Source organism: Pseudomonas sp. LRP2-20 (assembly GCF_024349685.1).
Taxonomy (GTDB): domain Bacteria; phylum Pseudomonadota; class Gammaproteobacteria; order Pseudomonadales; family Pseudomonadaceae; genus Aquipseudomonas.
This window is the reverse complement of record NZ_AP025944.1, coordinates 832,393-859,390: the sequence shown is the minus strand read 5'-3', so window position 1 is coordinate 859,390 and position 26,998 is coordinate 832,393. Positions and strand designations below refer to the sequence as shown.

Here is a 26,998-nt window from a genome sequence, read left to right as displayed (position 1 = left end):
AGCGGTTCATGCGCCCTCCTCCAAGGAGCCTCTTCAATGCATGAAACGCCGCCCCCTGCCCGCTTCGACTGGCAACGCTGGCTCCCCGGCCTGGCCACCCTGCTGCACTACCAGCCCGCCTGGCTGCCCAAGGACATCGCGGCCGGCCTGGTGCTCACCACCATGCTGGTGCCGGTCGGCATCGCCTACGCCGAAGCGTCCGGGGTACCGGGCATCTATGGCCTCTATGCCACCATCATTCCACTGCTGGCCTATGCCCTGTTCGGCCCAAGCCGCATCCTGGTGCTCGGCCCGGACTCGGCACTGGCCGCGCCAATCCTGGCGGTGGTGGTGCAATACGCCGCCAGCGATCCGCAGCGTGCCATCGCCATCGCCAGCCTGATGGCCCTGGTGGCCGGGGCCTTTTGCGTGATCGCCGGGCTACTGCGCCTGGGCTTCATCACCGAGCTGCTGTCCAAGCCGATCCGCTATGGCTACATGAACGGTATCGCGCTCACCGTGCTGATCAGCCAGCTACCCAAGCTGTTCGGCATCAAAGTCGACAGCCAAGGCCCACTTCGCGACCTCTGGCACCTCGGCCAGGCACTGTTCGCAGGCGCCGGGCACTGGCCAAGCTTCATCGTCGGTGCCGGTAGCCTGGTGCTGATTCTGCTGCTCAAACCCTTCAAGCGCATCCCGGGCATCCTGATCGCCGTGGTCCTGGCAACCCTGGCCGTGAGCCTGTTCAACCTCGACCACCTGGGCGTCAAGGTGCTCGGCCAGTTGCCCCAGGGCCTGCCCAGCTTCGTCTTGCCGTGGGCCAGCGACATCGACCTGGTCGAAGTGGTGTTGGGTGGTATTGCCGTGGCGCTGGTGTCGTTCGCCGACACCAGCGTGCTGTCGCGCTCTTATGCCGCGCGGCTGAAGACCCCGGTCAACCCGAACCAGGAAATGTTCGGCCTCGGCGTTGCCAACCTGGCCTCTGGCCTGTTCCAGGGCATCCCGATCAGCAGCAGCTCGTCGCGCACCCCGGTGGCCGAGGCGGCCGGCTCGAAAACCCAATTGACCGGCATCATCGGTGCGCTGGCGGTGACCCTGTTGCTGCTGGTCGCGCCCAACCTGATGCAGCACCTGCCCAACAGCGCATTGGCGGCCGTGGTGATCGCTGCGGCCCTGGGGCTGTTCGAGTTCGCCGACCTCAAGCGCATCCTCCACATGCAGCAATGGGAGTTCTGGCTGTCGATCACCTGCTTCGTCGGCGTCGCTGTATTCGGCGCCATCCCAGGCATCTGCATTGCCGTGGCGATATCGGTGATCGAATTCCTGTGGGACGGCTGGCGGCCGCATTACGCGGTACTCGGGCGGGTCGATGGCACCCGTGGCTATCATGACGTGTCGCGTTATCCACAGGCACGGCGGATTCCCGGGCTGGTGCTGCTGCGCTGGGATGCGCCGCTGTTCTTCGCCAACGCCGAGCAGTTCCAGAGCACAGTGCTCACGGCGGTGGATGAATCACCGACCCCGGTGCAGCGACTGGTGATTGCAGCAGAACCGGTGACCAGCATCGATATCACTTCGGCAGACATGCTCGCCGAGCTGGACCGGGCGCTGGAAGCTCGAGGCGTGGAGCTGCAGTTTGCCGAGATGAAGGACCCGGTGAAGGACAAGATGAAGCGCTTCGAGTTGTTCGAACATATGGGCGAACGGGCGTTTCACCCTACCGTCGGGGCGGCGGTGGATGCCTATCTGGCCGATACCGGGATTGACTGGAAGCCTTGAGTTGCCTGTGCTGGCCTCTTCGCGGGTAAACCCGCTCCCACAGGATTTGCACACGACTTGAAAGCTGCACAGGCCCTGTGGGAGCGGGCTTGCCCGCGAAGAGGCCAGTGCAGGATTGCTAGGCCGCCCGAACCCGGCGCCGGTCGATCCAGATCAGCATGGCGCTGGCATACAACGACACCGCCACGAACAGCGCCATGCGCACGGCAAAGGCCTTGTACACATCCTGCCCGCCGGCACTGTCCTGCACCGACTGCCCAAGCAGGATCAGCATAGTGGTCAGGCAACTCACCCAATACGCCGGGCTCTGCTTCGTATCCACTGCGCGGTAGAGCCTGCGCGCCTGCCAGAGCACAAACAGCAGTACCCACAGGAAGAACATCCATAGGTGCACGAACAGGCTCAACGTCCCCCACACCAGCATCGCCAGCACACCCGCGAGCAAGGTCGAACCAATCAGCTCGCGGCTGGCATGCCGCGCCCGCGTCTCCCCTGCCTGCTGACCCAGGCTCACCGCCTTCATGATCAGCGGCATGAACTGGTCCGGGGCAATCAACGCCAGCAGGAACGCCGGCATGACGATAAGCGTGGCACGCAAGGCCACCCAACTGACATCGGCGCTGTCGAGCAACGGTGGCGAGGGCTGCACCGGCGCGCCAGCCGGTTCGGGAAACAGCACATGGGCCATCGCCGTGCACAACACCGCCAGCAGCATGCCCTTGGCCAGGGCCTCGACCACCGACAGCGCCAGGGTGAAATCGCTAGTGCCGGCCGCCGCGATCATGGTCAGGCCGATCACCAGCAGGTTGGCCAGCAGGCCGTTGCCGCCCTTTAGCGCGTAGCGCAAGACCAGGAAAACCCCCACGCCAACCAGCAGCACCCCGCTCAGCGGGGCATGGCGCAACAGCGGAATCAGCAGCAAACCGCTGCCGCAGCTGAGCAGAACCAGCATCGCCAGCGCCGGCGCCGCCTTGACCGGCAGTGGCTCGCTGCGCATGGCCAGCAGCAGCACCGCGAACACCGGCGCCAGGATCGGCACCGGCAGGCCCAGGCCGAAACTGCTCGCCAGGCACAGCGCCACGCCCCAGGCCAGGCGCAGCGCGCGCAGGCGACGCAGCTCAATAGGCATAGGACAGCCAGCTCATCAGCCACATGAACACACGGCCCAGCAGGTTCAGCGGGTTACCTTCGCTGGGCAAGGCCATGACTTCGGCCTGCCCGCCCACACGCAAGCCAGACTTGTCGGCCAGCTGATCGCGATCGAGTTCGACGATCACCGGGAAGCGCTGCGCCGAGCGCAGCCAGTCGCGGCTGTTCTGCACGGTCGGCAAGCTGCCTGGCGGCGCCGGCTGGCCGACGCTCACGCCATAGCCGATACTGCGAACCTGCCCTTTCAGTACCGTACCGGGCAGGGCGTCGAGCACCACCAACACGGGCGCACCGGGGCGCAGGCGGCCGAGGTTGTTCTCGGTCATGTCGGCACTTATCCACACGTCGTGGATGGTGATCAGGGTCATCATCGGGCTGCCGGCACCGACATAGTGGCCCACGTCGGTGCGCAAGTCGGTAATCAAGCCGTTGGCATCGGCCCGCACCACCGTGCGGGCCAGGTCCAGGCGGGCCTTTTCCACATTGGCTGCGGCGCTGCGCAGTTGCGCGTTGTCGGTGTCGGCGCCGCCCTGCTGCTCACGGGCCCGCTGCACTTCAGCGCGGGCGGCTGCCACCTGGCTGATGGCCTGATCACGGGTAGCCTGCGCGCCTTCCAGGCGGCGGACCGACACCGTGCCCGGGTCTTCGTCAATCAGCCGCTTGAGCCGTTCGGCATCCTGGCGCGCCTTGCGTTCGTTGGCCTGGGCCGCCACCAACGCGGCCTGGGCCGAGTCGATGCCGGCGGTACTGGCGCCGATCTGCCGGCGCACGGTGTCCAGGTCGGCTTCGGCGCGGGCCAGGGCGATGCGGTACTGCTCCTGGTCGAGTTCGAACAGCACATCGCCCTGGCGCACTTCCTGGTTGTTGCCCACCGCCACACGCTTGATCTGCCCGGCCACTTCGGCGGCCACCGGTACCACGTAGGCCTGCAGCCGGGCTTGTTGGGTATAGGGGGTGAAACGGTCGGCCAGCAGGTACCAGACCAGGCTGACGACGATCAGTATCAGCACCCAGCGCATGCCACGATCAGGGGCTGGCGGTGTGTCCGCGGCGTCACTCATTTCGGCTCACCTTGTTGGGGGGCGGTAGGGGCCGGCTCGTCAAGCAGGTCGCCCCAATCGGTACGGTTTTGCATGGTCTGGCGGGTGACAGGGTCGATCGGCTTGCGGCGGTTGTCCCAGCCGCCGCCCAGCGCCTTGTACAAGCTCACCAGGCTGCTCATCGCATTGCCACGGCTGACCAGGTAGCCATCCTGCTGCTGCAACAGCAGCTGCTGGGCATCGAGCACGCGCTGGAAGTCGGCAAAGCCTTCCTGGTACTGCGAACTGGCCAGGGTCAGCGAACGCTGGGCGGCCTGCGAGGCATCCTGGCGAATGTGGGCGCTTTGCAGCGAGCGCACCAGGCCGCTGGCAGCGTCGTCGGCCTCACGTGCAGCTTCGCGCACGCTCTGGTGATACAGCTCGATCAATTGCTGCAGGCGGGCGTCCTCGACCCGCACGGCGTTCTTGCGCCGGCCGTAGTCGAACGGGTTCCAGATCAGGCTCGGCCCCGCCGCCAGGTCGAAGGTGTTGGGCAGGTGGTTGGCCGACAGGAAGGTCCAGCCAATGCTGCCCAGCAGGCTCAGCTGTGGATACAGGTCTGCCTCGGCCACGCCCACCAGCGCCGATTGCGCCGCCACCGCCTGTTCGGCGGCGCGGATGTCCGGGCGCCGTTGCAGCAGGCTGGCAGGCACGTCCTGCAACACCGCACGGTCCGGCAATGGCAACTGCCCATGGCGCGCGTCCAGCTCGGGCAGCGGCCCCGGTGGCCTGCCCAGCAGCGCGCAGAGCACGTTGCGCAAGGCATTGAGCTGGTTTTCGAACTCGGGGATGGTGGCCAGGGTCGCCAGGTACTGGGTACGCGCCTGCTGCCAGTCAAGTTCGTCGTTCTCACCATGCCGGAACAGCCGCTCGGTGATCTGCAGGCTGCGCGCCTGGCGCTTGGCGTTGTCCTGTGCGATATCCAGCCGTGCCTCGGCGGTGCGCAGGGCGAAGTAGGTATCGGCCACCTGCGCACGCATCAGCAACATGGCATCGGCGTAGTTGGCCTGGGAGGCGAAGTAGACCGCATCGGCGCTCTCGATGGCGCGGCTGAAACGGCCCCAGAAGTCGATTTCCCAGCCGATGTCGAAGCCTGCGCTGGACTGCCAGAACACCGAGTCACGGGCAGTGGAAGTGCCAGACTGGTCCTGCTTCAGGTACAGGCTCTGCGCACGCAGCTGCTGCAGCTGTGGATAACGCCCGGTCTGCACGATGGCCAGCTGTGCCCTGGCCTCGGCGATGCGCAGGCCCGCCACGCGCAGGTTGCTGTTATTGGCGTCGGCTTCGGCAATCAGCGCATCCAGCGTCGGGTCGGCGAACACTGCCCACCACTGCCGCAGGTCTGGCGTGGCGGCGCTACGCCCGGCCTGCTCCAGCAGGGGCGTACTCCAGCTGTCCAGCCATGGGTCCTGGGGCTTTTCGAAATCCGGGCCGACCTGGGTACAGCCGGCCAGGACCAGCAGCACCCCTATTCCATAGCAAAGATTGGCCATGGCAGGCCCTGGCTCAGGCCGCAGGTGGCGCCGGTTGCTCCGGCACCTGCAACGCGACCCATTGCCAGAACAACACGTAGGTCACGCCGAGGATCACCGGGCCGATGAACAGCCCGATGATGCCCTTGACCACCATGCCACCCAACGCCCCGATCAGCACCACCGGCATCGGCACATCCACCCCGCGCCCCAGCAGCAGTGGCTTGAGCACGTTGTCAGCCAGCCCGGCGACGAAGGTGTAGATGGCGAAGATGATGGTCGCAACGGTGAAGCCCTCGGCATTGAACACGTAGATGATCACCGGCACCGTGACCAGGGTCGCCGGGGCCTGGGCAATCCCCAGCATGAGGATGACGATGGCCAGCATGCCGGCGCCTGGCACGCCCTTGATCACGAAGCCGACACCGATCAGCAGCATCTGGATGAAGGCGATGCCGATGACGCCCTGGGCAACGGCGCGAATGGTCGCGGTGCACAGCCTGGCAAGCGGTTTGCCACGCTCTTCGCCGGAGACACGCATGGCAATGCGCTGCGCGGCGACCTCGCCACGATCACCAAAGGCCATGATGATGCCCGAGACGATAATCGCCCCCACGAACAGCAGGAAGGCGCCACCGGCACTGGCCGCAGCACCCAGCACGGTGCGCCCGGCCCCCTTCAGCTGCGGCATCCACTGGTTGAGCACATGCGCGAGGTTTTCCGAGGCTGACAGCCATAGCGCATGGACCTTGGGCCCGATCAGCGGCCAGGCCGCCACCGATTCAGGCGGTGCCGGCACACTCCAGGCGCCGCTCTTGAGCAATGTCACGATGCTGTCCACCGACTCGCCGATGGACATCACCACCAGGTAGATCGGCACCAGCAATACGATCAGCACCAACAGCACCACCAAGGTTGCCGCATAGCCATCCTTGATGCCGGTGCCGCGCTTGATGCGCAAGTACAACGGATAAAGCGTCACCGCGAGAATCACCGACCACAGCATCAGCTCCAGGAACGGCTGGAATACCTGGAAGGAGAAAACCACCAGGGCGGCCACCAGCCCCGCCTTGATCAGCACGTCGAGCAAGCCCCGCGACACGGCGCTGTCCAGCTTCAAACTCGGCTGCATGCTTCACCTCCGAACGTCAGGCGCGCCATCACGGCGCGAATCAGAGCCTGCTTCCGCTGTCGGTTGCGGGCTGTCGTCTTCTCTCAGTTGCCGCGCCAGCGCCATCATCACCAATGGCACCACCGCCATCGACAGGGTGATGGCAAGCACCAGCAGGTCGTGCACCTGCTGGGTCAGTACCTGGTGATCCAGCGCCAGGTTGAATACCACGAAGGCAAACTCGCCACCGGACGCCAGCACCACCGCCAGGCACAGTGCCTGGGCACGATTGAGGCCGCCCACCGTGCGCCCCAGCGCCAACAGCAGCGGCAGCTTGATCACCACCAGCAGCAACGTCAGCCCCAGCACGATCAAGGGCATGCCGAACAGCAGCTGCAAGTCGGCGCTCATGCCGACGCCGACGAAGAACAGCCCGAGCAACAGGCCCTTGAGCGGTTCGATCTGGGTTTCCAGTTCATGCCGGAAGGGCGACTCGGCCATGATCACACCGGCCAGGAAAGCCCCCAGGGCCATGGATACGCCCACGTGCTCCATCAACCAGGCGGTGCCCAGCACCACCAGCAAGGCGGTGGCGGTGGACAGTTCGGGCAAGCCCGAACCGACCGTCCATTTGAATACCGGGGTCAACAGGTAGCGGCCAAACACAATCAGCACACCAATACCCGCTGCCACGGCCAGCAGCGGCCAGCTGCCTTCGTCGGCGGTGCTCACATCACCACCGAGCAACGGCACCACGGCAATCAGCGGAATGGCGGCAATGTCCTGGAACAGCAGGATGGCGACGGCCAGGCGACCGTGCGGCTTGCCCAGGTCCTTGCGCTCGGCCAGCACCTGCAGGCCAAAGGCCGTCGATGACAGCGCCAGCCCCAGGCCGAGCACGATGGCCGCCGCTTTCGATTGATCAAACAGGAAGCAGGCCAGCAGGCCCAGCACCACCGCCGTCAGCCCCACCTGCAGCGAGCCCACGCCGAACAACGCCCTGCGCATGGTCCACAGCCGTCGCGGCGACAGCTCCAGGCCAATCACGAACAGCAGCATGACCACGCCCATCTCCGACAGGCGGGCGACGTTGTCGGGGTTACCCAGCAGGCCCAGCACCGAGGGCCCGATCAGGATCCCGGCCAGCAGATAACCGGGCACCGCGCCCATTTTCAAACGTTGCGCCAATGGCACCAGAAGCACCACGGCCAGCAGGAACACTACCGTCGCCTGCAGCAGGCTGCCGTCATGAGGCATAAGTTCGCACCCTTGCTAGGCACAGCCGGGAGGGGTCAGAAACGTTCTTCGACCACTTTGAACGGATAAGGCACGGCCTTGTATTTGCCGATCTTGCCGCGCTTGGGCAGCTTCACCACCGCGTCGCGGGTGATGTCCTTGTACGGGATGCGCGACAGCATGTGGCTGACGATATTCAGCCGGGCGCGGCGCTTGTCGTCGGAATGCGCCATGAACCAGGGCGCCCAGGACGAATCCGAGGCGGCGAACATGTCGTCACGGGCGCGGGTGTAGTCGTCCCAGCGGGTGTAGGACTTGAGGTCCATGGGCGACAGCTTCCACAGCTTGCGCCCATCGTTGATACGGTCCTGCAGGCGCCGGGTCTGCTCCTCGGCGCTGACTTCGAGCCAGTACTTGATGAGGATGATCCCCGACTCGACCATCATCTTCTCGAACAGCGGTACCACGCTGAGGAACTTGGCGCTTTGCTCTTCACTGCAGAACCCCATCACCCGCTCGACACCGGCGCGGTTGTACCAGCTGCGGTCGAAGATCACCACTTCACCCGCGGCAGGCAGATGGCGCAGGTAGCGTTGCACGTACATCTGGGTCTTTTCCCGCTCGGTCGGTGCCGGCAGTGCCACCACACGGAACACCCGGGGGCTGACCCGCTCGGTGATGGCCTTGATGGTGCCCCCCTTGCCAGCACCATCGCGGCCCTCGAACACGATGCAGACCTTCAGGCCCTTGGCCACGACCCACTCCTGCAATTTCACGAGTTCAACGTGCAGCTTCTTGAGCGCCTGTTCATAGGCCTTGCCGCCCAGCTTTTCCGATTGATCTTTCGGGTCTTTTTTCCTGGACGGCTTGGCCATGGCACTCTCCTGAGGGCGAATGAAGAGTCAGTATGGTCGATCCATGGCGATTTGCCGTTTCGCTTGTCAGGCAAGTTGCCGCGCCCTGACGCCCTTACTTCGCCAGCTTGTTGTAGCTGGTCATCAGGTTGCGGTAGTCCGGAATGTGGTTGGAGAACAGCGTGCCCAGGCCTTCGATATCGTTGCGCCAGTCACGGTGCAGTTCGCAGGCCACGCCGAACCAGGTCATCAGCTGGGCACCGGCCGCCTCCATGCGCCGCCAGGCCGAATCACGGGTCAGTTCGTTGAAGGTGCCTGAGGCGTCAGTGACCACGAACACCTCGAACCCTTCCTCCAGCGCCGACAATGCCGGGAAGGCCACGCAGACCTCGGTGACCACCCCGGCGATCAGCAGCTGTTTCTTGCCGGTGGCTTTCACTGCCTTGACGAAGTCTTCGTTGTCCCAGGCGTTGATATTGCCGGGGCGGGCGATATAGGGGGCGTCGGGGAACTGCTCCTTGAGTTCGGGGACCAGCGGGCCGTTGGGGCCGGTTTCGAAGCTGGTGGTGAGGATGGTCGGCAGCTTGAAGTACTTGGCCAGGTCAGAAAGGGCCAGCACGTTGTTCTTGAAGCGGTCGGGGTCGATATCGCGGACCAGTGAAAGCAGGCCGGTCTGGTGGTCGACCAGCAGGACAGCGGCATTGTTCTTGTCCAGACGCTTGTATTGGAAGGCCATGACTGAACTCCATGCAACGAAAGGTTGGGAGCTTCAGCGTAGGCAAGGGTGAGGGGGCCTGGGGACCGTCAGTCGGTTGCCTGCGCCGGCCTCGGTTCGCACGCCACTTGCTGCTGTGAAATCGAACGCCGCCCGCGCGGGCGCATCGCGGATGAATCCGCGCCTACGTTGGTTGCAACCTGCCGAACCTTTCAGGCCGTGGATGCCGGCCTTGTGCCAGGCGATTCACTTCACAGATTTCTGAAGTAATTATTTCCCGCCAGCGATTTTTCCCCCTGTCCGCCCCCACCAGAATCGCTCACCACAATCACAATAACCGTGAGGCCACTCCCGTGGACCAGACCCTCCAGGTACGGCAGGCCGCCGCCGACCTCATCAAAGCCTTTGCCAGCAACGACACCGCCCGCTACTTCGCCTGCTTCAGCGAAGACGCCACCTTCCTCTTCCACACCTTGCCGCAACCGCTGCTGTCGCGCCGTGCCTATGAAGACCTCTGGGCCCAATGGCAGGCCGAGGGTTTTGCCGTGCTCGGCTGTGAATCGAGCAACGTGCAGGTGAGCCTGCAGGGCGAGGTGGCGATCTTCATGCATGACGTGGCCACGCACATCCGCGTGGCCGGTGAAGAACACCAGCTGGCCGAGCGCGAGACCATCGTCTTCCGCCGCCAAGGCGAGCAATGGCTGGCGTGCCACGAGCACCTGTCGGTCGTCACTGCAGCCTGATCCGAATTTCCGCGGCCTTGCCGCACTGCCATCGCACCCACAAGAGGGCCCGCGCAACGCGACGGGCCTACAACAACCGCGCTGGAGCATCACCATGAGCCATTCGAGCGGTATCGAGACCAATGGCGTCGAGCAGATCCCTGACGATCAACGCGACGCCTCCCCGCTGGACCTGTTCCGCCTGATCTTCGGCGGTGCCAATACCTTCGCCACTGCCGTGCTGGGCAGCTTCCCGGTGCTGTTCGGGCTGTCGTTCCAGGCCGGGGTCTGGGCGATCCTGCTCGGCGTTGGCGTGGGCGCGCTGATCCTGGCGCCGATGGGCCTGTTCGGGGCACTCAACGGCACCAACAACGCAGTATCGTCGGGCGCGCACTTTGGCGTGCACGGGCGCATCGTCGGCTCGTTCCTGTCGCTGCTCACTGCCGTGGCGTTCTTCTCGCTCTCGGTGTGGAGCTCGGGCGATGCCCTGGTCGGTGGCGCCAAGCGCCTGGCCGGGCTGCCGGAAACCGACCTGACCCTGGGCCTGGCCTACGGCCTGTTCGCGGTGCTGGTGCTGGTGGTGTGCATCTTCGGCTTCCGCTTCATGCTGTGGGTCAACAAGATCGCCGTGTGGGCCTCTAGCCTGCTGTTCCTGCTGGGCATCTTCGCCTTCGCCGGGCCGTTCGATGCGGGCTTCGCCGGTAGCGTCAACCTCAGCCAGCCGGGCTTCTGGGCGGCATTTGTCGGCGCGGCGATCCTGGCCATGAGCAACCCGGTGTCGTTCGGTGCCTTCCTCGGTGACTGGTCGCGCTACATCCCGCGGCAAACGCCAAAGTCGCGCATCATGCTGGCGGTGATCGCGGCCCAGGTGGCCACCCTGATCCCGTTCCTGTTCGGCCTGTGCACCGCCACCCTGGTGGCCACCCAAGCACCCGACTACATCGCCGCCAACAACTACGTGGGTGGCCTGCTGGCCGTAGCGCCGAGCTGGTTCTTCCTGCCGGTGTGCCTGATTGCCGTGATCGGTGGCATGTCCACCGGCACCACCGCGCTGTATGGCACCGGCCTGGACATGTCCAGCGTGTTCCCGCGCCTGCTCAGCCGCGCGGGTGCCACCTTGCTGATCGGCGTGCTGGCGATCGGCTTCATCTTCATCGGCCGCTTCACCTTCAACCTGGTGCAGAGCGTGTCGACCTTCGCCGTGCTGATCATCACCTGCACCAGCCCGTGGATGGTGATCATGATCCTCGGCCTGATCACCCGCCGCGGCTTCTACCACGCCGACGACCTGCAGGTGTTCACCCGCGGCCAGCGTGGCGGCCACTACTGGTTCCTGCATGGCTGGAACTGGCGCGGCATGGGCGCGTGGATCCCCAGCGCGATGGTCGGCCTGTGCTTCGTCAACCTGCCGGGGCAGTTCGTCGGTCCGCTGGGCGACCTGGCCGGCGGCATCGACCTGAGCCTGCCGGTCACCCTCGGCCTGGCGGGTGTGCTGTACCTGCTGCTGCTCAACCTGTTCCCTGAACCTGCCGGCGTGTATGGCCCGAATGGCCCGCGCTGGGTGCGCTGCAAAAGCGCCCCGCGCACGCCGGTGACCACCGCCGAAATGGCCTGACTGGATAACGACCATGACTACCTCCCACTACATTGCCGGCCGCTGGGTCGAAGGCCAGGGCAGCGACTGCATCAGCATCAGCGACCCTGCGCTGGGCCTGCCCTTCGCCGAACTGAAGGCCGCCAGCGTGGCCCAGGTCGACCAGGCCGTGGCCGCCGCCCGCGACGCCCTGCCTACCTGGAAAAAGGTCAGCGCCAGCACCCGCGCGGCCTTCCTGCGCGGCTTTGCCGAGCAGCTTGGCCAACGCCGTGAAGCACTGATCACGTTGCAGATGCGCAACAACGGCAAACCGCGCCACGAGGCCGAAATCGACCTGGATGACGCGGTCGCCACGTTCGCCTACTACGCCGAGCTGGCCGAACAATTGCCGTCCAGGAACCGTGACGTGCCATTGGCTGCAGCGGGCTTCACCGCCCGCACCCGCCTGGAACCGGTGGGCGTTGTCGGCCTGATCGTGCCGTGGAACTTCCCGCTGGTGACCAGTGCCTGGAAGCTTGCCCCGGCCCTGGCGGCCGGCTGCACCGTGGTGCTCAAGCCCTCGGAAGTGACCCCGCTGATCGAGCAGACCTACGGCCAGATCGCCGACACCTTGGGCCTGCCGGCTGGCGTGCTGAACATCGTCAACGGCAAGGCCGAGACCGGTGCTGCGTTGAGCAGCCACAACGGCCTCGACAAACTGTCGTTCACCGGTAGCAACAGCGTGGGTAGCCAGGTGATGCGCAGCGCTTCGGCGCAGTGCCGGCCGGTAACCCTGGAGCTGGGCGGCAAGTCGGCGATCGTGGTATTCGACGATTGCGACCCGGACCAGGCGGTGGAATGGATCGTCGCCGGCATCACCTGGAATGCCGGGCAGATGTGCTCGGCCACCTCGCGCCTGCTGGTGCAGGACGGGATTGCCGATGTGCTGCTGCCGCGCCTGCAGGCAGCATTGAAAAAGCTGCGAGTCGGCAACCCGTTGACCGAACAGGTCGACATGGGGCCGCTGACCAGCCAGGCGCAGTGGCTGAAGGTTGCCAGCTACTTCGCCACGGCCCGTGAAGAAGGCCTGCAATGCCTGGCCGGCGGGCAGGCGCTGGAGCGTGAGGGCTGGTTCGTGAGCCCGACGCTGTATGCCGATGTGCCCAAGGACAGCCGCCTGTGGACCGAGGAGATCTTTGGCCCGGTGCTGTGCGCACGCCGCTTCGCCACTGAGGCGCAGGCGATTGCCGAGGCCAACGACAGCCGCTTCGGGCTGGTCGCCACGGTGTGCTCCGCCGACCTGGAGCGCGCCGAGCGCGTGGCTGATGCCCTGGAGGTCGGGCATGTGTGGATCAACTCGGTGCAGGCGGTGTTCGTCGAGACTTCGTGGGGTGGCACCAAGGGCAGCGGCATTGGCCGCGAACTCGGGCCTTGGGGGTTGTCGGCCTATCAGTCGGTGAAGCATGTGACCCAGTGTTTGGGGTGATGCCCCAGGGTACCCACCGCGCCATCTTTGGCGCCTGTGAGACCGAGCGCCGCCCGCGCGGCGCATCGCGAGCTGCGCTCGCTCCTACGTTTGTTTCGGGCCAATCATTCCTGCGGGATGTGCGCGCGAACGCCTTGGCGCATGACTCGGTATCGCGTCGTACGAACAAGGCGGTCGCGCGCGTCTGTCACAAGCGTTACTGGCCCGAAACAAACGTAGGAGCGAGCGCAGCTCGCGATGCGCCGCGCGGGCGGCGCTCGGTCTCACAGGCGCTGAATCTCTCATGGCGAACACATGGTGGCCCCTCGCTCCACAATTCGCTCGCCCCGCCTCAACGCCAATCGCCCAATCGACATCGGTGATACACAACCGCTTCATATGACGCCTTGTTCGGCAGCAACTCGAAGCCAAGCCCCTCGACCTCGAACCCTGCCCGGCCCAGCACAATGCCGGACGCCACATTCCGATGCAAACGGCTAGCCACCAGCGCCTCGATGCCTGGCCTGGTTGCGGCGTACTGACAGACACGAGAAGCCGCCTGGGTAGCGTAACCCTGCCCCCAGAACCGCTTGCCCAACCAGTAACCCAGCACCGGACTGGGGCCCTTCAGGTGACGTAATGACACCACCCCTATCAGCATTGCATCCGCTTGCCTTTCGATCCCCCAGACAACCGCCTCCCGGGTCTGCCATAGCCGAGGCTGGCGCTCTATCCAGTCGGTTGCCATGGCGAGCGTGTAAGGGTGCGCAATCACTGCAGTCATCCGGGCGATTTCCGGGTCCTGCAACAGGTTTTCAACCTTCGCTGCATCACTGCTGCCAAGCGGGCGCAGCAACAGGTCTGTGGTGGTCAATGTGGGTTGCATCAGACATTCCTTATCAGCGCTCGATAAAGCCGACCACTCTACGCCGGTGAGTGGCGCAGCTAGCCGATTGCCGCTGGACAAAACTGTCACAGAAGATTTACCGATCATCAAACCTGAGGTGACTACCTCAGCCTCAGCCAAAGCCCCATTCTCTGGTGCCCTGTTCAATCTGCTGTATGGCGGGCTGAATGTGCTGGGGCTGGGGTTGACGGCGCGGGATGCGCTGTTGGGGATGGCGCCGCCAGTGGTGCTGGTGCTTCTGGTGATACTGCTGCGCATCAGGCAGGCCAGGCAGCTCTGAAGCCGGGTGCTGCCGTGCAGCCCAATCGCCGGCGAGCCAGCTGCCACAGGAATCTCACAAGGCCTGAAGACGGCGCTGTACCTGTGGGAACCGGCTTGCCGGCGATTGGCATCACACCGATTCGTCAGCCGGGCGCGAACCCTCCTGCACCAGCACCATGCTCTGCGGCGATGACAAGGCAATGCCCTCATCGCGCAAGCGCCCCAGAATGGTGAACAGCAAGTCGCTGCGAGTACTCGACACCTGCCGCGGCCCTGCCACATAACCACTCACACCAATGACCATGCCCGCCGAGGTCAGGTCCTTGAAGGTTACCGAACAGGCCGGCGCATCGAGAATCGCTTCATGCTCGTGATAGGCCGCCAGCAGCAATTCACGCACCCGGTTGGCATCGGTCTCCAACGGCAGGGTCAAGGTAATACCCACCACGCCCAGCGCATTGCCCATGGTCACGTTGCGCACGTTCTGCGAGATGAACTGCGAGTTGGGCACGATCACCGTGGAACGGTCGGACATCTGGATCTCGGTGGCGCGCACGTTGATCCGGCGGATATCACCCTCGACCCCGGCCAGGCTCACCCAGTCGCCCACCTTGACCGGGCGTTCGGTCAGCAGGATCAGGCCAGAAATGAAGTTCTGCACGATCTGCTGCAAGCCGAAACCGATACCGACCGACAGCGCACTGACTACCCAGGTCAGGCTGGTGAGGTTGATGCGCAGGGTCGACATCACCAGCATGGCCAGGAACAGGAAGCCAAGGTAGCCGACCAGGGTCACCAGCGAGGCCCGCATGCCAGCGTCCATGTCGGTTTCCGGCAACAGGCGCTCGCTCAGCCAGCGCTTGACCACACGGATGGCGAACAGGCCGCCGAAGAAGATCAGCACCGCCAGCAGGATGTCCTGGGGCACGATGTTGAGGTTGCCGAGCAGCTTGCCGCCGGTGCCATCCCAGTCACCCAGGCTCAGCAGCAGTTCGCCGGGGCTGGTGCCCGACGGCATCAGCGCCAGCAGAATCGCCAGGAACAGCAACAGCGTGCGGCTGATACCGACCAGGATTGTGCTGGCCTGGGCCTGGTGACGCGGCGCCAGGCCCAGGGTCGAGGCCAGTGCCAGGCCACCCGGTTGGCGCGGCGACAGCAGGGCTTCGCAGAGGTCGCTGAGGAAGGTCGTGAGCAGGTAGGCGCACACTGCCACTACGCTGATCCACAGCAGCTTGGCCGTGAGGAAGTAGGCCAGGGTCAGGTAGCCGGCGAGCAAGGCCAGCACGATAAGCCCGACCCACACCACGGTCACGAACGGGATCAGCCCGGCCCAACCGGTCGGGCGCTCCAGGCCATGCTTGTTCAGGGTGCGGCGATAGCGCAGCAGTGCCACCGTAAAGATCACCGCCACCACCAGCGCGGTCAGGCCATTGGTCGCCACGGTCAGTGCCAGGCTGGTGCCGATCACGCTGTTGATGCGTTCCATGGTCAGCATGACCATCAACGCCAGGGCCAGCAGCTTGGGGAACCAGCCCAGCGCGCTGGCCACTTCGTCGTGAATCGGTGGCAGGCGCCAGGAAGGGCGTTGCAGCATCAGCATGGCGCGGCCCAGGCCGGTGATGAAGGCGCTGAACACCACCAGGGTGAGGAAGTGATTGGTCAGGCTGGCGACATCGGAACCCAGCTCGGAGCTGCTTTCCAGCCCCCAGCGCAGCAACGAAACGGAGCCGGAGATGGTCCCCAGGGTGGCCAGGCTCACGCTCAAGGCCAGGGCACTGCGCCGCAGGCGACCTTCAGGCAGGCGATGCACCATGATACTGGCCAGCAGGCGTTCCAGCAGGCCGCGAACCAGGGTCCAGACCAGGATGGCCGCCACCAGGCTGGTGAGGAAGAACCAGCGATGTTGGGCACTGAGGGCACTGGCGACAGCGTCGGTGGTCTCCTCGCGCAGATCACGCAGGCGCGCAACGTCGTCCGCAGTGGGACGGATCAGGCTCTGCCAGAACGCCGGGCTCAGCGGTGTTGTAGCGCGGCTGAGGATCTGCGAGTTGAACTGGCTGCGGCGCAGGTTGACGATCTGCGTGGACAGGTCACGGGCCGATTGGGTCAGCTTGACAGCCTGCTCCTGCTCGGCCACCACGGCCTTCTTCTCGTCAGCCAACTGCTGGCGCTGGCGGGTCAACGCTTCGGCTTCTTCCGGCTGCACCGGGCCCAGCACCTTGAGCTTGTCGTCGAGCTTTTCCACATCGGCGGTGCGCAAGGCGCTCAGTGCTTCAGCCTGGCGCTGCACCTGCACGGCCGACAGGCGCAACTGCGACAGCAGGTCGTCGTTGGCATTGCTGGTGACGCCCTGGCGGATCTGGTCGAGCCGATCGCTCAGTTGCTCGTAGCTGGCATTTTCGTCCAGTACCGGTACTTCCGCCGCCGCCAGGCTGGATACCGGGGTGGCCGGTGCCGACCAGGCCGGTGTAGCCAGCGACAGCATCAGGGCGATTAAACCCAGGTAGAATCGGGCAAGGCTGACACGCCTCATCGAATGTTCCTCTTTACACATCGATTTGGCGGGGGATTCTACGCGGCTTCAGGCAATCAGGAGAGTGCCGTTTCTCGCGCCAGCAGCTGCCGTTTGCGCTCCACGCCCCAGCGATAGCCGCTGATATCACCGTCACGGCGCACCACACGGTGGCAAGGGATGGCCACGGCAATGTGATTGGCCGCGCAGGCCATGGCCACGGCACGCACCGCCTTGGGGGCGCCGATGCGCTCGGCGATGTCGGTATAGCTGACCCGGCTGCCCACCGGCACCTCGCGCAAGGCCTGCCAGACCCGCTCCTGAAAGGCTGTGCCCTGGACATCCAGCGGCAGGTCCAGCCCCAGGCCCGGCGTCTCGACAAAGCCGACAACCTCGGCGACCAGGCGCTCATAGTCGGCATCGCCGCCGATCAGGCGAGCCTTGGGGAACTGGTCCTGCAACTGTTCGAGCAGTATCTCGGGCTCATCACCGAGCAGAATCGCGCAGATGCCCTTCTCGCTCTGGGCCACCAGGATCGCGCCCAGGAAACACTGGCCAATGGCGAAGTGGATGCTCGCCCCCGTACCGCCTGCCCGAAAATCGCGGGGGCGCATGCCCAGGCGCTGGTCGGCGCTTTCGTAGAAGCGGCTGTTGGAGTTGTAGCCGGCATCGTAGATGGCATCGGTTACCGAACGTTGCCCATCACCCAGCCGCTCGCGCAGGCGCCGGGCACGGAAAGCACTGGCGTAGGCCTTGGGCGTGAGACCGGTTTCGGCCTTGAACAGGCGATGCAGGTGGAAGGGGCTGACAGCCAGTTGCCTGCCGAGCTGGTCAAGGCTGGGCGGGGTATCGCTGCTTTCCAGCAGGCGACAGGCGCGGGCGACCAGTTCGGCGCGACGGTTATCATCCGGTTTCGCCATGCAACGGCGGCAGGCTCGGTAACCGGCGGCTTCGGCGCTGGCGGGGTCGTTGAAGAACTCGACGTTTTCACGCTTGGCCATGCGCGATTTGCAGCCGGGATTGCAGTAAACACCGGTGGTGCGCACGGCGTAGACGAAGTGGCCGGCGGCAGAAGTGTCACGGGCCTCGACGGCTTGCCAGCGTTGGGGGTCGGTTGTGAAGGCTTTCATCGCGTTTTACCTCAGCTATCTGTTTCGCCTGTTCCGGCCCTTTCGCGGGCAAGCCCGCTCCCACAGGTACAGCGCATGCCCGCAAGCGAGTGATAATCCTGTGGGAGCGGGCTTGCCCGCGAAAGGGCCAGCAAGCCAGTCCATCCGCTTCAGGCCCGCCACAAATACCAGGCAGCCACAGTCCTGTATGGGCTCCAGCCACCACCGAGCGAGCGCATCTGCGCTGGCGTCGGCGCCTTCTCCAACCCCTTCAACCTGCGATACCCCTCGCGTACGCCAAAATCATCCACCGGCAGGATGTCCGAGCGCTCCAGGCTATAGATCAACAGCATTTCGACTGTCCAGCGACCTACCCCGCGCAAGGCTACCAGGCGCTCTATCAAGGCATCATCGGCAAGGCCCAACGCCTCGTCCCGGCTTGGTACCACACCCTCAAGGCTGGCTTGGGCAATGCCGTGAATGGTCGCCAGCTTGCTCGCCGAAAAACCGCACTCGCGCATGACCTCGGGGCTGACCGCCAGCAGTTGTTCGGGCGCCGGAAACGCCTGGTCGGGGAACAGCGCCAGCAACCGCCCGAGAATCGCCTCGGCCGCCCGCGCATGCAGCTGCTGATAGGCAATCGCCCGCACCAACGCTTCATAAGGTTCACGCCCTGGCGTCGCCTGATGCAGGCAAGGCCCGATCGCCTGAATGTGCCGCGCCCAGTCCGGGTCCAGCGCAGCCAGGTGGTCAGCGGCTGCGCGGTAGGCGTTGGGCGAAAGGTCGGCGAGGATCATCCGTAGCTCCTGCAGGTTCAAGGCAGGTCCAGCTTAGACCAGCAGCTCATCGGGCAAACGCCGGATCTTGCGCGGCTAATTCCTGGTATGCCATTGCTCCGTGTCGGTTTTCCCGCATAGAATTGAGAACCATTCACAAAGACGCATGATTCACAGGACCAGGCCTTAGCTACGATGCAGATCAACGACACGCTCAAGCCGGCCGAGGTCGCCCTGCTCTATCAATCCCATCACGCCTGGTTGCGTGGCTGGCTGCGCAGCCGGGTCGGCTGCCAGGAGCATGCTGCCGATCTGGCGCAAGACACGTTCGTCCGCCTGCTGCGCGCGCGCCAGGTGTCGCCGCTGAAAGAACCGCGCGCCTACCTGAGCAGCATCGCCCGCGGGCTGATGATCGACCAGTTCCGCCGCCGTGCGCTGGAACGCGCCTACCAGCAAAGCCTGGCGCTGCTGCCCGAGGGCGAAGTGCCCAGCGAGGAACACCGGCTGCTCATCCTCGATACCCTCGAACGCCTCGACCGTGCCCTGCACCAGCTCAGGCCGCGTACCCGCCAGGCCTTCCTGCTGGCCCAGCTCGACGGCCTGAGCATCCCACAGATTGCGCTGCGCCTTGAGGTCTCGCGGGCCACCGTCGAGCGCGACCTGGCCAAGGCCCTGGGCGTCTGCTACCGGTTGCGCTATGCCGAGCTCTGAACGCGCGCCCGCACAGGCCCAGGTCGACCAGGCCATCGAGTGGCTGGTCAAGCTGCGCTTCGATACCCCGAACCCGGTTACCGAGCGACAATTCCAGCAATGGCTGGCTGGCCACCCGCACAACGCCATGGCCTGGCAACGGGTCAGCGGCCTCAGCGACGAGCTGGCCGGGCTGCCCAGCGCGCTGAGCCGGCGCACCCTGGAGGGCAGCGAGCGCCAGCGCATCAGCCGTCGTGACCAGCTCAGGCTGCTGGCCGTGCTGGCCGTGGGTGGCAGCCTCGGCTGGGCCGCACGCGAGCCGCTGGGGCTGCCTGCAATGATGGCCGACAGCAGCACCGGCACCGGCGAGCGCCGCCAGTTGCAGGGCAGTGATGGCAGCCGTATCCAGCTCAACACCGCCAGTGCCATCGACCTGCGCTACAGCGCCGAACTGCGCGAGCTGACCTTGGTGCGCGGCGAGGTCAGCCTGGACAGCAACGCCAGCGACAACCGTCCGTTCCGCATCAATACCCGCCTCGGCGTGCTCGGCACCCGCAACGGCCAGTTGCTGCTGCGCGAGAATGACCAGGGCCTGCTGCTGGCCGTGCGCCGTGGCGATGTCACGCTGTTCCCCTACTCCCCCTCGCCACGCCAGGTGCAGGCCGGTGAGACCCTGCAGGTATCGACGAACCATGACTACCAGCTCGCCAGCCTGCACAGCGACCCGTGGGGCTGGACCGAGGGCGTGCTCAGCGTGCAGCAGATGCCACTTGGCGAGTTCGTTGCCGAACTGGCGCGCTACCGCCCGGGTTTGCTGCGCTGCTCGCCGCAAGTGGCCGGGCTGAAAGTGTCCGGTACCTACCAGCTGAGCGACACCGAACGCATCCTCCACCTGCTGGCGCGCAGCCTGCCGGTGCGCATCGACTCCCGCACCCGTTACTGGGTCAGCATCAGCGCCGCGTGATTTCTTCAAAAAAGAATGAGGTGGAATCTCATTCTCGTCCGGCCTGAAGGAACAAAACCCGAAAAGTGGTCTACGAAACCTTCAGGAGCGGTCGATGATTCACCCATGTTCTCCCCGCAACGAGCGGCTGCGCCAAGCCGTGCGCGCCGCCGTGTTCGGCCTTGGCATAGGCGCAGGCCTGGCCCTTCCGCTGGCGGCACTGGCGGCGCCGGTCAGCCACAGCCAGCCATTGGACTGGAACATTGCGGCCGGCCCGCTGGCACCCGCACTGGACCAGCTCGCACGCCAGGGCGGGCTGAACCTGTCGTTCGATGCCGCCAGCCTGCAAGGCAAGACCACCCAGGGCGTGCAGGGCCGCCATGAGCGTGCCGAGGCGCTGTCGATCCTGCTGCAAGGCAGCCATGTGCAGGTACAGCAGGAAGGTGACAGCAGCTTCCTGCTGATCCCGGCCATGGACGCGGACGGTGCGCTGGAACTGGGGGCTACCAGCATTTCCAGCGATCGGCTGGGCGAGACCACCGAGCACAGCGGCTCGTACACCACCGGCGCAGTCACCATTGGCAAGACCGCGCAAAGCCTTCGCCACACGCCGCAATCGGTCACCGTGGTCACCCGCCAGCGCATCGACGACCAGAACATCACCAACCTGACCAACCTGCTGGAGCAGACCCCTGGCGTGGTAGTGAACCTGACCGACAGCGAGCGAGTGCAGTATTACTCGCGCGGGTATGCTATCGATGCCATCCAGTATGACGGTGCCACGGTGGTGCAGAGCAGCGGTGGCGGTTCGTTCATCCAGAGCGATTCGGCGATCATCGACCGCGCCGAGATCCTGCGCGGTGCCACCGGCATGATTCGCGGCGCCGGCAACCCGTCGGGCACGGTCAACCTGGTGCGCAAGCGCCCGACCTATGAATACCAGGCTGACGGCAGCGTTACCTTGGGGTCGTGGGACGCCCAGCGCTACGTGGCGGACATTTCCGGCCCGCTGACCGAAACCGGCAACGTACGTGGCCGGGTGATTGCCGTGCACGATGACAAGGACCACTTCCAGGACTCGCGCCAGGAGCGCAAGGAAGTGTTCTACGGCGTGCTGGCCTTCGACCTCGACGACAGCACCACCCTGACCACTGGCCTGGAGTGGACCAAGCTCGACGCCACCGGCGCCTGGGGCAACCTGCCCGCCGACTACGATGGCTCGCCCCTGCCGTTTGGCCGCAGCACTTACCTGGGTGCTGACTGGAACCGTTGGAACCGCAGCAACCTGCAGACCTTCGCCGAGCTCGAGCACCGCTTCGACAACGACTGGAAGCTCAAGCTGATGGCCCAGCGTACCCATTTCAAGCTAGCCGACGACGGTTTCAAGCAGACCTACTTCACCCGGGCCACGGGGGCCGCCAACCCGACCAACAACCCGTACCTGATGAGCTACCAGGTCACCGAGGGCGATGGCGGCGAAAGCCTGCAGAACAACTTGAGCGCGACCCTCAACGGGCCGTTCGACCTGCTCGGTCGTACCCATGAACTGATGCTGGGCGTGGAACGCATCCGCAACGACTCCTACGCCTCGGCCACCAACTTCGTCAATTCGGGCGTATTCGACATCCGCGAGTGGGACCCGAAGACCAGCCTGGCCAATCCGGACATCGACATCACCGCCCACCCGGTACGTACCCGCACCACCCAGGAGGGCGCCTATGCCACCTGGCGCATCTCGCTGGCCGACCCGCTGACCGCGATCATCGGCGCACGGGCCAACTGGTATGACTACGAGCAGGAAAACAACACCAGCAGTGGCGGCAAGTTCGGCGTCGACAACAAGATCGTGCCGTATGCCGCGCTGATCTACGACCTCAACGACAACTTCAGCACCTATGCCAGCTACACCGAGATCTTCAACCCACAGACCTCGACCGATATCAGCGGTTCGGTGCTCCAGCCGGTCGAGGGTGAAGCCTACGAAACCGGGATCAAGGGCGAATTCTACGACGGGCGCCTGAACGCCTCGCTGGCGTTCTTCCGCATCTATCAGGTCGGCAACGCCATCGACGACATTGCCAGCGGCCAACCCTGTGGCGGCAACACCGGCTACTGCAAGATTGCCGCGGGCAAGAACCGCAGCCAGGGCTTCGAGCTGGAGGTGTCCGGTGAAGTGCTGCCGGGCTGGAACGTCACCGGCGGCTATACCTACAACACGACCGAGTACCTCAACGACCCGACCAACCAGGGCAATGCGATCCGCACCACCGACCCCAAGCGCCTGCTCAAGCTGTTCACCAGCTACCGGCTGCCGGGCGAGCTCGACAACTGGACCATAGGCGCTGGCGTGCAGGCGCAGAGCGCGATCTATTCACGGGCGGCAAGCAACGCACGCGGGGTCAACCCGGGGGCCGAGGCCAGCCAGTCGGGGTATGCGGTGTACAACGCCATGGTCAACTACCGCTTCAACGACAACTACTCGTTGCAGCTGAACGCCAACAACCTGTTCGACAAACAGTACTACCGCCAGGTGGCGCCGACGCCGACCGGGTATTACTGGGGTGATCCGCGCAACGTCTCGGTGACCCTGCGCGGGACCTTCTGATTTCTACCGCCTGTGCCGACCTCTTCGCGGGTAGATCGGGGCGCCGAACTGCCGCGCCAAAAGAGACTTCAGCGCCCTTGAGTGGAACGCTGTACCTGTGGGGTTTACCCGCGAAGAGGCCGGCACAGAAAACCTGCCTGGTTCAGTCAGCAACCGCCCGCAATTTGCCCACCCGACGATACGACTGCCGGGCAAAGCACACGAACAGCCCCGCCATCAGCGCCAGCGCCATCGGCAAACCATGCGGAGCCACATCCATCGCCGCCCCGCTCACCAGCGGCCCGACCAGGCTGCCGACGCCCCACAGCAGGCCGACGCTGGCATTTGCCGTGACCAGGTCCTGCCCCTTGAAGCGCTGGCCGATCAACACCAGCGCCAGGGTGTAGATACCGCCCGCCACCGCGCCCAGCAGCACCAGCATCGGCCACAGCAGCCAGGTCACCTGCAGCAGCCATGGCAGGGCGATGCCGATGGCCATTGCCACCAGCCCGCACACCAGGTGCAGCCCCGTGCGCTCGACGCGGTCGGCCAGCCAGCCCAGGGGCAGCTGGAACACCATGTCGCCGGCAAACACCACGGTCACCATCAAGGCCGCCACGGCCACGGCAAAGCCATGACTGCTGGCGTACACCGGCAGCAGCGACAGCACCACGGCATCAAAGAACGAGAAGAACAGCACCGCCACGCACAGCGCCGGCGCCACACGGAAGAAACCCGCCAGGCCGAAGCTTTTCTCACCCTCATCGCCATGCTCGACATGGTCGTTGGGCACGGTCAGCAAGATGCACAGCAGTGCCAGGCCATAGCCGATGGTGACCACGCCGATGATCCAGGGGCTGTCGGCGCCAATCAGCGCGATCAGTGCCGGGCCGAGCACCTGGAAGCCTGTGAAGCTGGTGGCATACAGGGCCATGATCTTGCCGCGGTTGTGGTCCGGGCACAGCTCGTTGACCCAGGACTCGCCGAGGATGATCGCGATGCCCATGCCGATACCCAGGCCCAGGCGCAGCAAAGCCAGCATCCACAGCGAAGCGAACGCCGCATCGAGCAAGGCGATGCTCACGGTGCACAGGCTGAAGCACAGCAGGTAGATGGTGCGCCGGGTCAGGTGCCGGCAGCAGGCATCGACCATGAACGCCGAAAGCATCATCCCCGCGGCGGGGATGGCCGAAATGATGCCGATTTCCAGTGTTCCCGCACCGGCCTCGTGCAAGCGCAACGACACCAGCGGCAGGCTGGCCCCCAGGCTGAAGCCCACCACCGACACGGCGAACAGAAGGCCCGCCAGCAAACGCATGTTCATGTACCACTCCAGGCAAAACTGAAAAGACGCGCAAATACAGGCGCCCACACGCACGCCGGGAAGGCGGGCGACGCAAGGGCGCGGGGGTCAGTTCAGGCTTGGTGTGGCGAGAAGGTGAAGGCGAACAGCACGCTGCGGCGACGCTTGAGCACCGTGTCGCTCGGCCACGCACGACGCATGGCCTGAAGAGCAGGCTGGCGGGCGTGAGGGAGGGACTGGGTACGACGCATTGCTGTGGCTACTACGCAGGTGAGTTGGAAAGAGAGGCGGCACTCTAGGCCAAGGTTGACCCTATCGTCAATTGCCCGTAAGCCTCTGCGAGGCCCTATCGCCGGCGACAGGGCTGCACGGCAGCCCCAGCGGTATCAGCGCTTACCGGTATTTGGCAGAAACACCGCCAACAAACCGAACAACGGCAGGAACGAGCACAACCCGTACACGTACTCGATACCGCGCAAATCAGCCAGGTACCCCAGCAGCGCCGCACCAATCCCGCCAAAACCGAACATCAGCCCGAAGAAGACCCCGGCGATCATGCCCACGCTGCCCGGCACCAGCTCCTGTGCATACACCACGATCGCCGAAAACGCCGAGGCCAGGATGAAGCCGATCACCACGCTGAGCACGGTGGTCCAGAACAGGTCGGCATAGGGCAGCGCCAGGGTGAACGGCGCCACGCCAAGGATAGAGAACCAGATCACCGCCTTGCGCCCGATACGGTCGCCGATCGGCCCGCCGAAGAAAGTGCCCGCCGCCACCGCGCCCAGGAACAGGAACAGATGCAGCTGCGAGCTGGCCACCGACAGGTCGAACTTTTCGATCAGGTAGAAGGTGAAGTAGCTGGTGAAACTGGCCATGTAGAAGTACTTGGAGAACACCAGCAGCCCGAGCACGATCAGCGCCGCGATCACCCGCCCACGCGAAATGCCATGGGTGGCCTGCACGGCCTTGCGCGCCTTGGCCTGGTTCAGGTGTTCCTTGTACCAGCGGCGTAGCATCAGGGTTACGGCAAAGAAGAACAGTGCCGCCACGCCGAACCAGGCCACGTGGGTCTGACCGAACGGAATGACGATGGCCGCCGCCAACAATGGGCCGAACGCAGAACCGGTGTTGCCGCCCACCTGGAAGGTCGACTGCGCCAGGCCGAAACGGCCGCCCGAGGCCAGCCGCGCGATCCGCGAGGTCTCTGGGTGGAAGGTCGACGAACCGATGCCGACCAGCGCCGAGGCCAGCAGAATCATCGGGAAGCTGCCGACGAACGCCAGCATGACGATCCCCACCAGGGTGCACAGGGTGCCAAGCGGCAGCAGGTTGGGTGTCGGCCTGTGGTCGGTGAAGAAGCCAACCCACGGCTGCAACAGCGAGGCGGTGATCTGGAACGTCAGGGTGATCATGCCGATCTGGGCGAAGCTCAGGTCGTAATTGGCCTTGAGCATCGGGTAGATCGCCGGCAGCACCGACTGGATAAGGTCGTTGATCAGGTGCGCCAGGGCGCAGAACGCGATGATGCGCATCACCAGCGGATTGGCAGGGTTCGCCGACCCGGTGCTGGTGGTGGGGGTGCTGCTGATGGCCATGAGCTTGAATTCCGTCCGCAGGTTTGGGATCCGATTATCAGGAAACAAATAGATACATAGCTACCTTTTTTATTGGACGGTCACCGCTCACTTGCAAATGGTTCTCAATATATTTAGCATCTTCAGCCTGCCGTTCCCCGTAATCGTTGGGCGAAAGCGCCCTCACGCGAGCCCACCGCCCCATGAGCCCGATGCCCGCTACGCAGATACAGGCCGATCCTCAGCAGGAAGCACTGGCATGGTTCAGCCGCCTGCGCCAACCCGGCTGCGATGAAAGCGAACGCCAGGCATTCGGCCGTTGGTGCCAGGAGCCGAGCAACGCGCGCGCTTATGCCGAACTGGAAGCGTGCTGGCAGCAGCTTCAGGTGCCCCCGACCCGGCCTCGGCCGCGTTTGCTCAAAGTCCGTCGCAGCCACATGGGCAAGGTATTCGCCGTGCTGTTCCTGCTGCTGCTCGGGGCCTTTGCCTACCTTTACTGGCCGCTGATGCAACGCCTGGCCAGCGAACTGGCCACTGATGTGGGTGAACGACGCAGCGTGCGCCTGGCCGACGGTTCGACGTTGCACCTGGACAGCGCCAGCGCGATGAACGTCGACCTGCGCGGACGCACACGGCAATTGCACCTGGTACAAGGCCAGGTGTACGTGGAGGTGGTGCTCGACGGACGTGCCATGGAGGTTCAGGTCGACGATGCCCGTATCCAGGTCTACGGCACCCGCCTGATGGTGGCACGGCATGCCGACCATGACGAACTGGTGGTGCTCGATGGCAAGGCCATGGTCATGCAGGGCGGCGACCAGCGCATGGTGTCGGCGGGTGAGCGAGTGACCTTCACCGAGGCGCGGATCAACCCGCTGCAGAACGTCGACGTCAAGGCGGTGGATGCCTGGCGCAGCGGCCAGCTGCGTGCCAAGGAAATGCCCTTGGGCCAGGTCATCGAACGCCTGGCCAGCCATGAAGGCCGCCGGGTCTGGTTGATGGATGAACAGACTGCCTATCGACGCGTGAGCGGCGACTTCAACCTCGACCGCCCAGGCGAAACCCTGGAAGCCCTGGCCGCCGAGCAGCATTTGCAGCTGTACGACGTGCTCGGGCAGTGGCTGATCGTGCGCCAGAACCGGGCCGGGCCGCTAAGTTTTTGAAAGCGTGCAATTTTTTTTTGAAATGAGTGTTGACACGGG

The 26,998-nt window shown here is 64.9% G+C and carries 23 protein-coding genes; 9 read left to right on the top strand and 14 right to left on the bottom strand.

The genetic code is table 11. From position 1 onward, the window contains the following. The first annotated feature begins 36 nt into the window (after window positions 1-36). A complete protein-coding gene (locus OCX61_RS03685; protein ID WP_261942653.1) occupies window positions 37-1,758 on the top strand; it encodes a SulP family inorganic anion transporter in 1,722 nt (573 codons plus the stop codon). 118 nt (window positions 1,759-1,876) lie between these two features. Here OCX61_RS03685 and OCX61_RS03680 read toward each other — a convergent pair whose 3' ends face one another. From OCX61_RS03680 to ycaC, 7 genes are all read right to left on the bottom strand, one after another. Further along, window positions 1,877-2,887, bottom strand: a complete 1,011-nt coding sequence (locus tag OCX61_RS03680) for a DUF2955 domain-containing protein (protein WP_261942652.1) — start codon at window positions 2,885-2,887, stop codon at window positions 1,877-1,879. After that, complete coding sequence (locus OCX61_RS03675; protein WP_261942651.1) at window positions 2,877-3,968, bottom strand: HlyD family secretion protein; 1,092 nt, start codon at window positions 3,966-3,968, stop codon at window positions 2,877-2,879. The genes OCX61_RS03680 and OCX61_RS03675 overlap by 11 nt, the downstream gene beginning before the upstream one ends. After that, the gene (locus OCX61_RS03670; protein WP_261942650.1) at window positions 3,965-5,479 is read right to left on the bottom strand and encodes an efflux transporter outer membrane subunit; all 1,515 of its coding nucleotides are present in this window, start codon (window positions 5,477-5,479) and stop codon (window positions 3,965-3,967) included. The genes OCX61_RS03675 and OCX61_RS03670 overlap by 4 nt, the downstream gene beginning before the upstream one ends. 13 nt (window positions 5,480-5,492) lie before the next feature. Beyond that, the gene (locus tag OCX61_RS03665) at window positions 5,493-6,590 is read right to left on the bottom strand and encodes an AI-2E family transporter (protein ID WP_261942649.1); all 1,098 of its coding nucleotides are present in this window, start codon (window positions 6,588-6,590) and stop codon (window positions 5,493-5,495) included. A gap of 3 nt (window positions 6,591-6,593) precedes the next feature. Further along, the gene (locus OCX61_RS03660; protein ID WP_261942648.1) at window positions 6,594-7,826 is read right to left on the bottom strand and encodes a monovalent cation:proton antiporter-2 (CPA2) family protein; all 1,233 of its coding nucleotides are present in this window, start codon (window positions 7,824-7,826) and stop codon (window positions 6,594-6,596) included. 35 nt (window positions 7,827-7,861) lie between these two features. Further along, window positions 7,862-8,680 carry a polyphosphate kinase 2 gene (ppk2, locus tag OCX61_RS03655; RefSeq protein WP_261942647.1) on the bottom strand — a complete coding sequence of 273 codons (819 nt, stop codon included), beginning with the start codon at window positions 8,678-8,680 and terminating at the stop codon, window positions 7,862-7,864. Between the two features lie 94 nt (window positions 8,681-8,774). Next, the gene (gene ycaC / locus OCX61_RS03650) at window positions 8,775-9,395 is read right to left on the bottom strand and encodes an isochorismate family cysteine hydrolase YcaC (protein ID WP_010951959.1); all 621 of its coding nucleotides are present in this window, start codon (window positions 9,393-9,395) and stop codon (window positions 8,775-8,777) included. 332 nt (window positions 9,396-9,727) lie between these two features. Between ycaC and OCX61_RS03645 the strand changes: the two genes are divergently transcribed. The 3 genes from OCX61_RS03645 (at window position 9,728) to OCX61_RS03635 (ending at window position 13,155) form a co-directional block, all read left to right on the top strand. Further along, window positions 9,728-10,117, top strand: coding sequence for a YybH family protein (locus OCX61_RS03645; protein ID WP_261942646.1), 390 nt, complete (start codon window positions 9,728-9,730; stop codon window positions 10,115-10,117). 94 nt (window positions 10,118-10,211) lie between these two features. Next, window positions 10,212-11,711 (top strand): purine-cytosine permease family protein, encoded by a 1,500-nt coding sequence (locus OCX61_RS03640; RefSeq protein ID WP_261942645.1) that lies wholly within the window; start codon window positions 10,212-10,214, stop codon window positions 11,709-11,711. Window positions 11,712-11,724: 13 nt separating this feature from the next. After that, the gene (locus OCX61_RS03635) at window positions 11,725-13,155 is read left to right on the top strand and encodes an aldehyde dehydrogenase family protein (RefSeq protein WP_261942644.1); all 1,431 of its coding nucleotides are present in this window, start codon (window positions 11,725-11,727) and stop codon (window positions 13,153-13,155) included. 331 nt (window positions 13,156-13,486) lie between these two features. Here the strand turns inward: OCX61_RS03635 and OCX61_RS03630 are convergent, their stop codons facing one another. Further along, on the bottom strand, window positions 13,487-14,020 hold the full coding sequence (locus tag OCX61_RS03630) for a GNAT family N-acetyltransferase (RefSeq protein ID WP_261942643.1): 534 nt from the start codon (window positions 14,018-14,020) through the stop codon (window positions 13,487-13,489). A gap of 67 nt (window positions 14,021-14,087) precedes the next feature. Between OCX61_RS03630 and OCX61_RS03625 the strand changes: the two genes are divergently transcribed. Then, window positions 14,088-14,321 (top strand): hypothetical protein, encoded by a 234-nt coding sequence (locus tag OCX61_RS03625; protein ID WP_261942642.1) that lies wholly within the window; start codon window positions 14,088-14,090, stop codon window positions 14,319-14,321. Between the two features lie 111 nt (window positions 14,322-14,432). Here OCX61_RS03625 and OCX61_RS03620 read toward each other — a convergent pair whose 3' ends face one another. The 3 genes from OCX61_RS03620 to OCX61_RS03610 all read right to left on the bottom strand — a co-directional run bounded on the left by OCX61_RS03620 (window position 14,433) and on the right by OCX61_RS03610 (window position 18,720). Beyond that, complete coding sequence (locus OCX61_RS03620) at window positions 14,433-16,835, bottom strand: DUF3772 domain-containing protein (protein ID WP_261942641.1); 2,403 nt, start codon at window positions 16,833-16,835, stop codon at window positions 14,433-14,435. Window positions 16,836-16,891: 56 nt separating this feature from the next. Continuing rightward, a complete protein-coding gene (gene ada / locus OCX61_RS03615; RefSeq protein ID WP_261942640.1) occupies window positions 16,892-17,944 on the bottom strand; it encodes a bifunctional DNA-binding transcriptional regulator/O6-methylguanine-DNA methyltransferase Ada in 1,053 nt (350 codons plus the stop codon). Between the two features lie 149 nt (window positions 17,945-18,093). Next, a complete protein-coding gene (locus tag OCX61_RS03610; RefSeq protein ID WP_261942639.1) occupies window positions 18,094-18,720 on the bottom strand; it encodes a DNA-3-methyladenine glycosylase family protein in 627 nt (208 codons plus the stop codon). A gap of 174 nt (window positions 18,721-18,894) precedes the next feature. On the opposite strand from OCX61_RS03610, the gene OCX61_RS03605 reads away from it, so the two are divergent. The 3 genes from OCX61_RS03605 (at window position 18,895) to OCX61_RS03595 (ending at window position 22,937) form a co-directional block, all read left to right on the top strand. Then, the gene (locus tag OCX61_RS03605; RefSeq protein WP_261942638.1) at window positions 18,895-19,410 is read left to right on the top strand and encodes a sigma-70 family RNA polymerase sigma factor; all 516 of its coding nucleotides are present in this window, start codon (window positions 18,895-18,897) and stop codon (window positions 19,408-19,410) included. Beyond that, window positions 19,397-20,353: a FecR domain-containing protein gene (locus OCX61_RS03600; RefSeq protein ID WP_261942637.1), complete on the top strand. Its 957-nt coding sequence runs from the start codon at window positions 19,397-19,399 to the stop codon at window positions 20,351-20,353. Before OCX61_RS03605 ends, OCX61_RS03600 begins: the two co-directional genes overlap by 14 nt. Window positions 20,354-20,447: 94 nt before the next feature. After that, window positions 20,448-22,937 carry a TonB-dependent siderophore receptor gene (locus tag OCX61_RS03595; protein WP_261942636.1) on the top strand — a complete coding sequence of 830 codons (2,490 nt, stop codon included), beginning with the start codon at window positions 20,448-20,450 and terminating at the stop codon, window positions 22,935-22,937. A 142-nt stretch (window positions 22,938-23,079) separates the two neighbouring features. Here OCX61_RS03595 and OCX61_RS03590 read toward each other — a convergent pair whose 3' ends face one another. The 3 genes from OCX61_RS03590 to OCX61_RS03580 form a co-directional block, all read right to left on the bottom strand. Continuing rightward, window positions 23,080-24,240, bottom strand: a complete 1,161-nt coding sequence (locus tag OCX61_RS03590) for an MFS transporter (protein WP_261942635.1) — start codon at window positions 24,238-24,240, stop codon at window positions 23,080-23,082. Window positions 24,241-24,332: 92 nt separating this feature from the next. Beyond that, window positions 24,333-24,470 (bottom strand): hypothetical protein, encoded by a 138-nt coding sequence (locus tag OCX61_RS03585; RefSeq protein WP_261942634.1) that lies wholly within the window; start codon window positions 24,468-24,470, stop codon window positions 24,333-24,335. Between the two features lie 135 nt (window positions 24,471-24,605). Beyond that, complete coding sequence (locus tag OCX61_RS03580; RefSeq protein WP_261942633.1) at window positions 24,606-25,817, bottom strand: MFS transporter; 1,212 nt, start codon at window positions 25,815-25,817, stop codon at window positions 24,606-24,608. A 182-nt stretch (window positions 25,818-25,999) separates the two neighbouring features. Between OCX61_RS03580 and OCX61_RS03575 the strand changes: the two genes are divergently transcribed. Continuing rightward, window positions 26,000-26,959 carry a FecR family protein gene (locus OCX61_RS03575; RefSeq protein WP_261942632.1) on the top strand — a complete coding sequence of 320 codons (960 nt, stop codon included), beginning with the start codon at window positions 26,000-26,002 and terminating at the stop codon, window positions 26,957-26,959. The last annotated feature ends 39 nt before the right edge of the window (window positions 26,960-26,998 follow it).

Bases quoted from the DNA above. Each gene is read 5' to 3' on its own strand.
- OCX61_RS03685 (WP_261942653.1), top strand. From the start codon at position 37: ATGCATGAAACGCCGCCCCCTGCCCGCTTCGACTGGCAACGCTGGCTC.
- OCX61_RS03680 (WP_261942652.1), bottom strand. From the start codon at position 2,887: ATGCCTATTGAGCTGCGTCGCCTGCGCGCGCTGCGCCTGGCCTGGGGC.
- OCX61_RS03675 (WP_261942651.1), bottom strand. From the start codon at position 3,968: ATGAGTGACGCCGCGGACACACCGCCAGCCCCTGATCGTGGCATGCGC.
- OCX61_RS03670 (WP_261942650.1), bottom strand. From the start codon at position 5,479: ATGGCCAATCTTTGCTATGGAATAGGGGTGCTGCTGGTCCTGGCCGGC.
- OCX61_RS03665 (WP_261942649.1), bottom strand. From the start codon at position 6,590: ATGCAGCCGAGTTTGAAGCTGGACAGCGCCGTGTCGCGGGGCTTGCTC.
- OCX61_RS03660 (WP_261942648.1), bottom strand. From the start codon at position 7,826: ATGCCTCATGACGGCAGCCTGCTGCAGGCGACGGTAGTGTTCCTGCTG.
- ppk2 (WP_261942647.1), bottom strand. From the start codon at position 8,680: ATGGCCAAGCCGTCCAGGAAAAAAGACCCGAAAGATCAATCGGAAAAG.
- ycaC (WP_010951959.1), bottom strand. From the start codon at position 9,395: ATGGCCTTCCAATACAAGCGTCTGGACAAGAACAATGCCGCTGTCCTG.
- OCX61_RS03640 (WP_261942645.1), top strand. From the start codon at position 10,212: ATGAGCCATTCGAGCGGTATCGAGACCAATGGCGTCGAGCAGATCCCT.
- OCX61_RS03635 (WP_261942644.1), top strand. From the start codon at position 11,725: ATGACTACCTCCCACTACATTGCCGGCCGCTGGGTCGAAGGCCAGGGC.
- OCX61_RS03630 (WP_261942643.1), bottom strand. From the start codon at position 14,020: ATGCAACCCACATTGACCACCACAGACCTGTTGCTGCGCCCGCTTGGC.
- OCX61_RS03620 (WP_261942641.1), bottom strand. From the start codon at position 16,835: ATGAGGCGTGTCAGCCTTGCCCGATTCTACCTGGGTTTAATCGCCCTG.
- ada (WP_261942640.1), bottom strand. From the start codon at position 17,944: ATGAAAGCCTTCACAACCGACCCCCAACGCTGGCAAGCCGTCGAGGCC.
- OCX61_RS03610 (WP_261942639.1), bottom strand. From the start codon at position 18,720: ATGATCCTCGCCGACCTTTCGCCCAACGCCTACCGCGCAGCCGCTGAC.
- OCX61_RS03605 (WP_261942638.1), top strand. From the start codon at position 18,895: ATGCAGATCAACGACACGCTCAAGCCGGCCGAGGTCGCCCTGCTCTAT.
- OCX61_RS03600 (WP_261942637.1), top strand. From the start codon at position 19,397: ATGCCGAGCTCTGAACGCGCGCCCGCACAGGCCCAGGTCGACCAGGCC.
- OCX61_RS03595 (WP_261942636.1), top strand. From the start codon at position 20,448: ATGATTCACCCATGTTCTCCCCGCAACGAGCGGCTGCGCCAAGCCGTG.
- OCX61_RS03590 (WP_261942635.1), bottom strand. From the start codon at position 24,240: ATGAACATGCGTTTGCTGGCGGGCCTTCTGTTCGCCGTGTCGGTGGTG.
- OCX61_RS03585 (WP_261942634.1), bottom strand. From the start codon at position 24,470: ATGCGTCGTACCCAGTCCCTCCCTCACGCCCGCCAGCCTGCTCTTCAG.
- OCX61_RS03580 (WP_261942633.1), bottom strand. From the start codon at position 25,817: ATGGCCATCAGCAGCACCCCCACCACCAGCACCGGGTCGGCGAACCCT.
- OCX61_RS03575 (WP_261942632.1), top strand. From the start codon at position 26,000: ATGAGCCCGATGCCCGCTACGCAGATACAGGCCGATCCTCAGCAGGAA.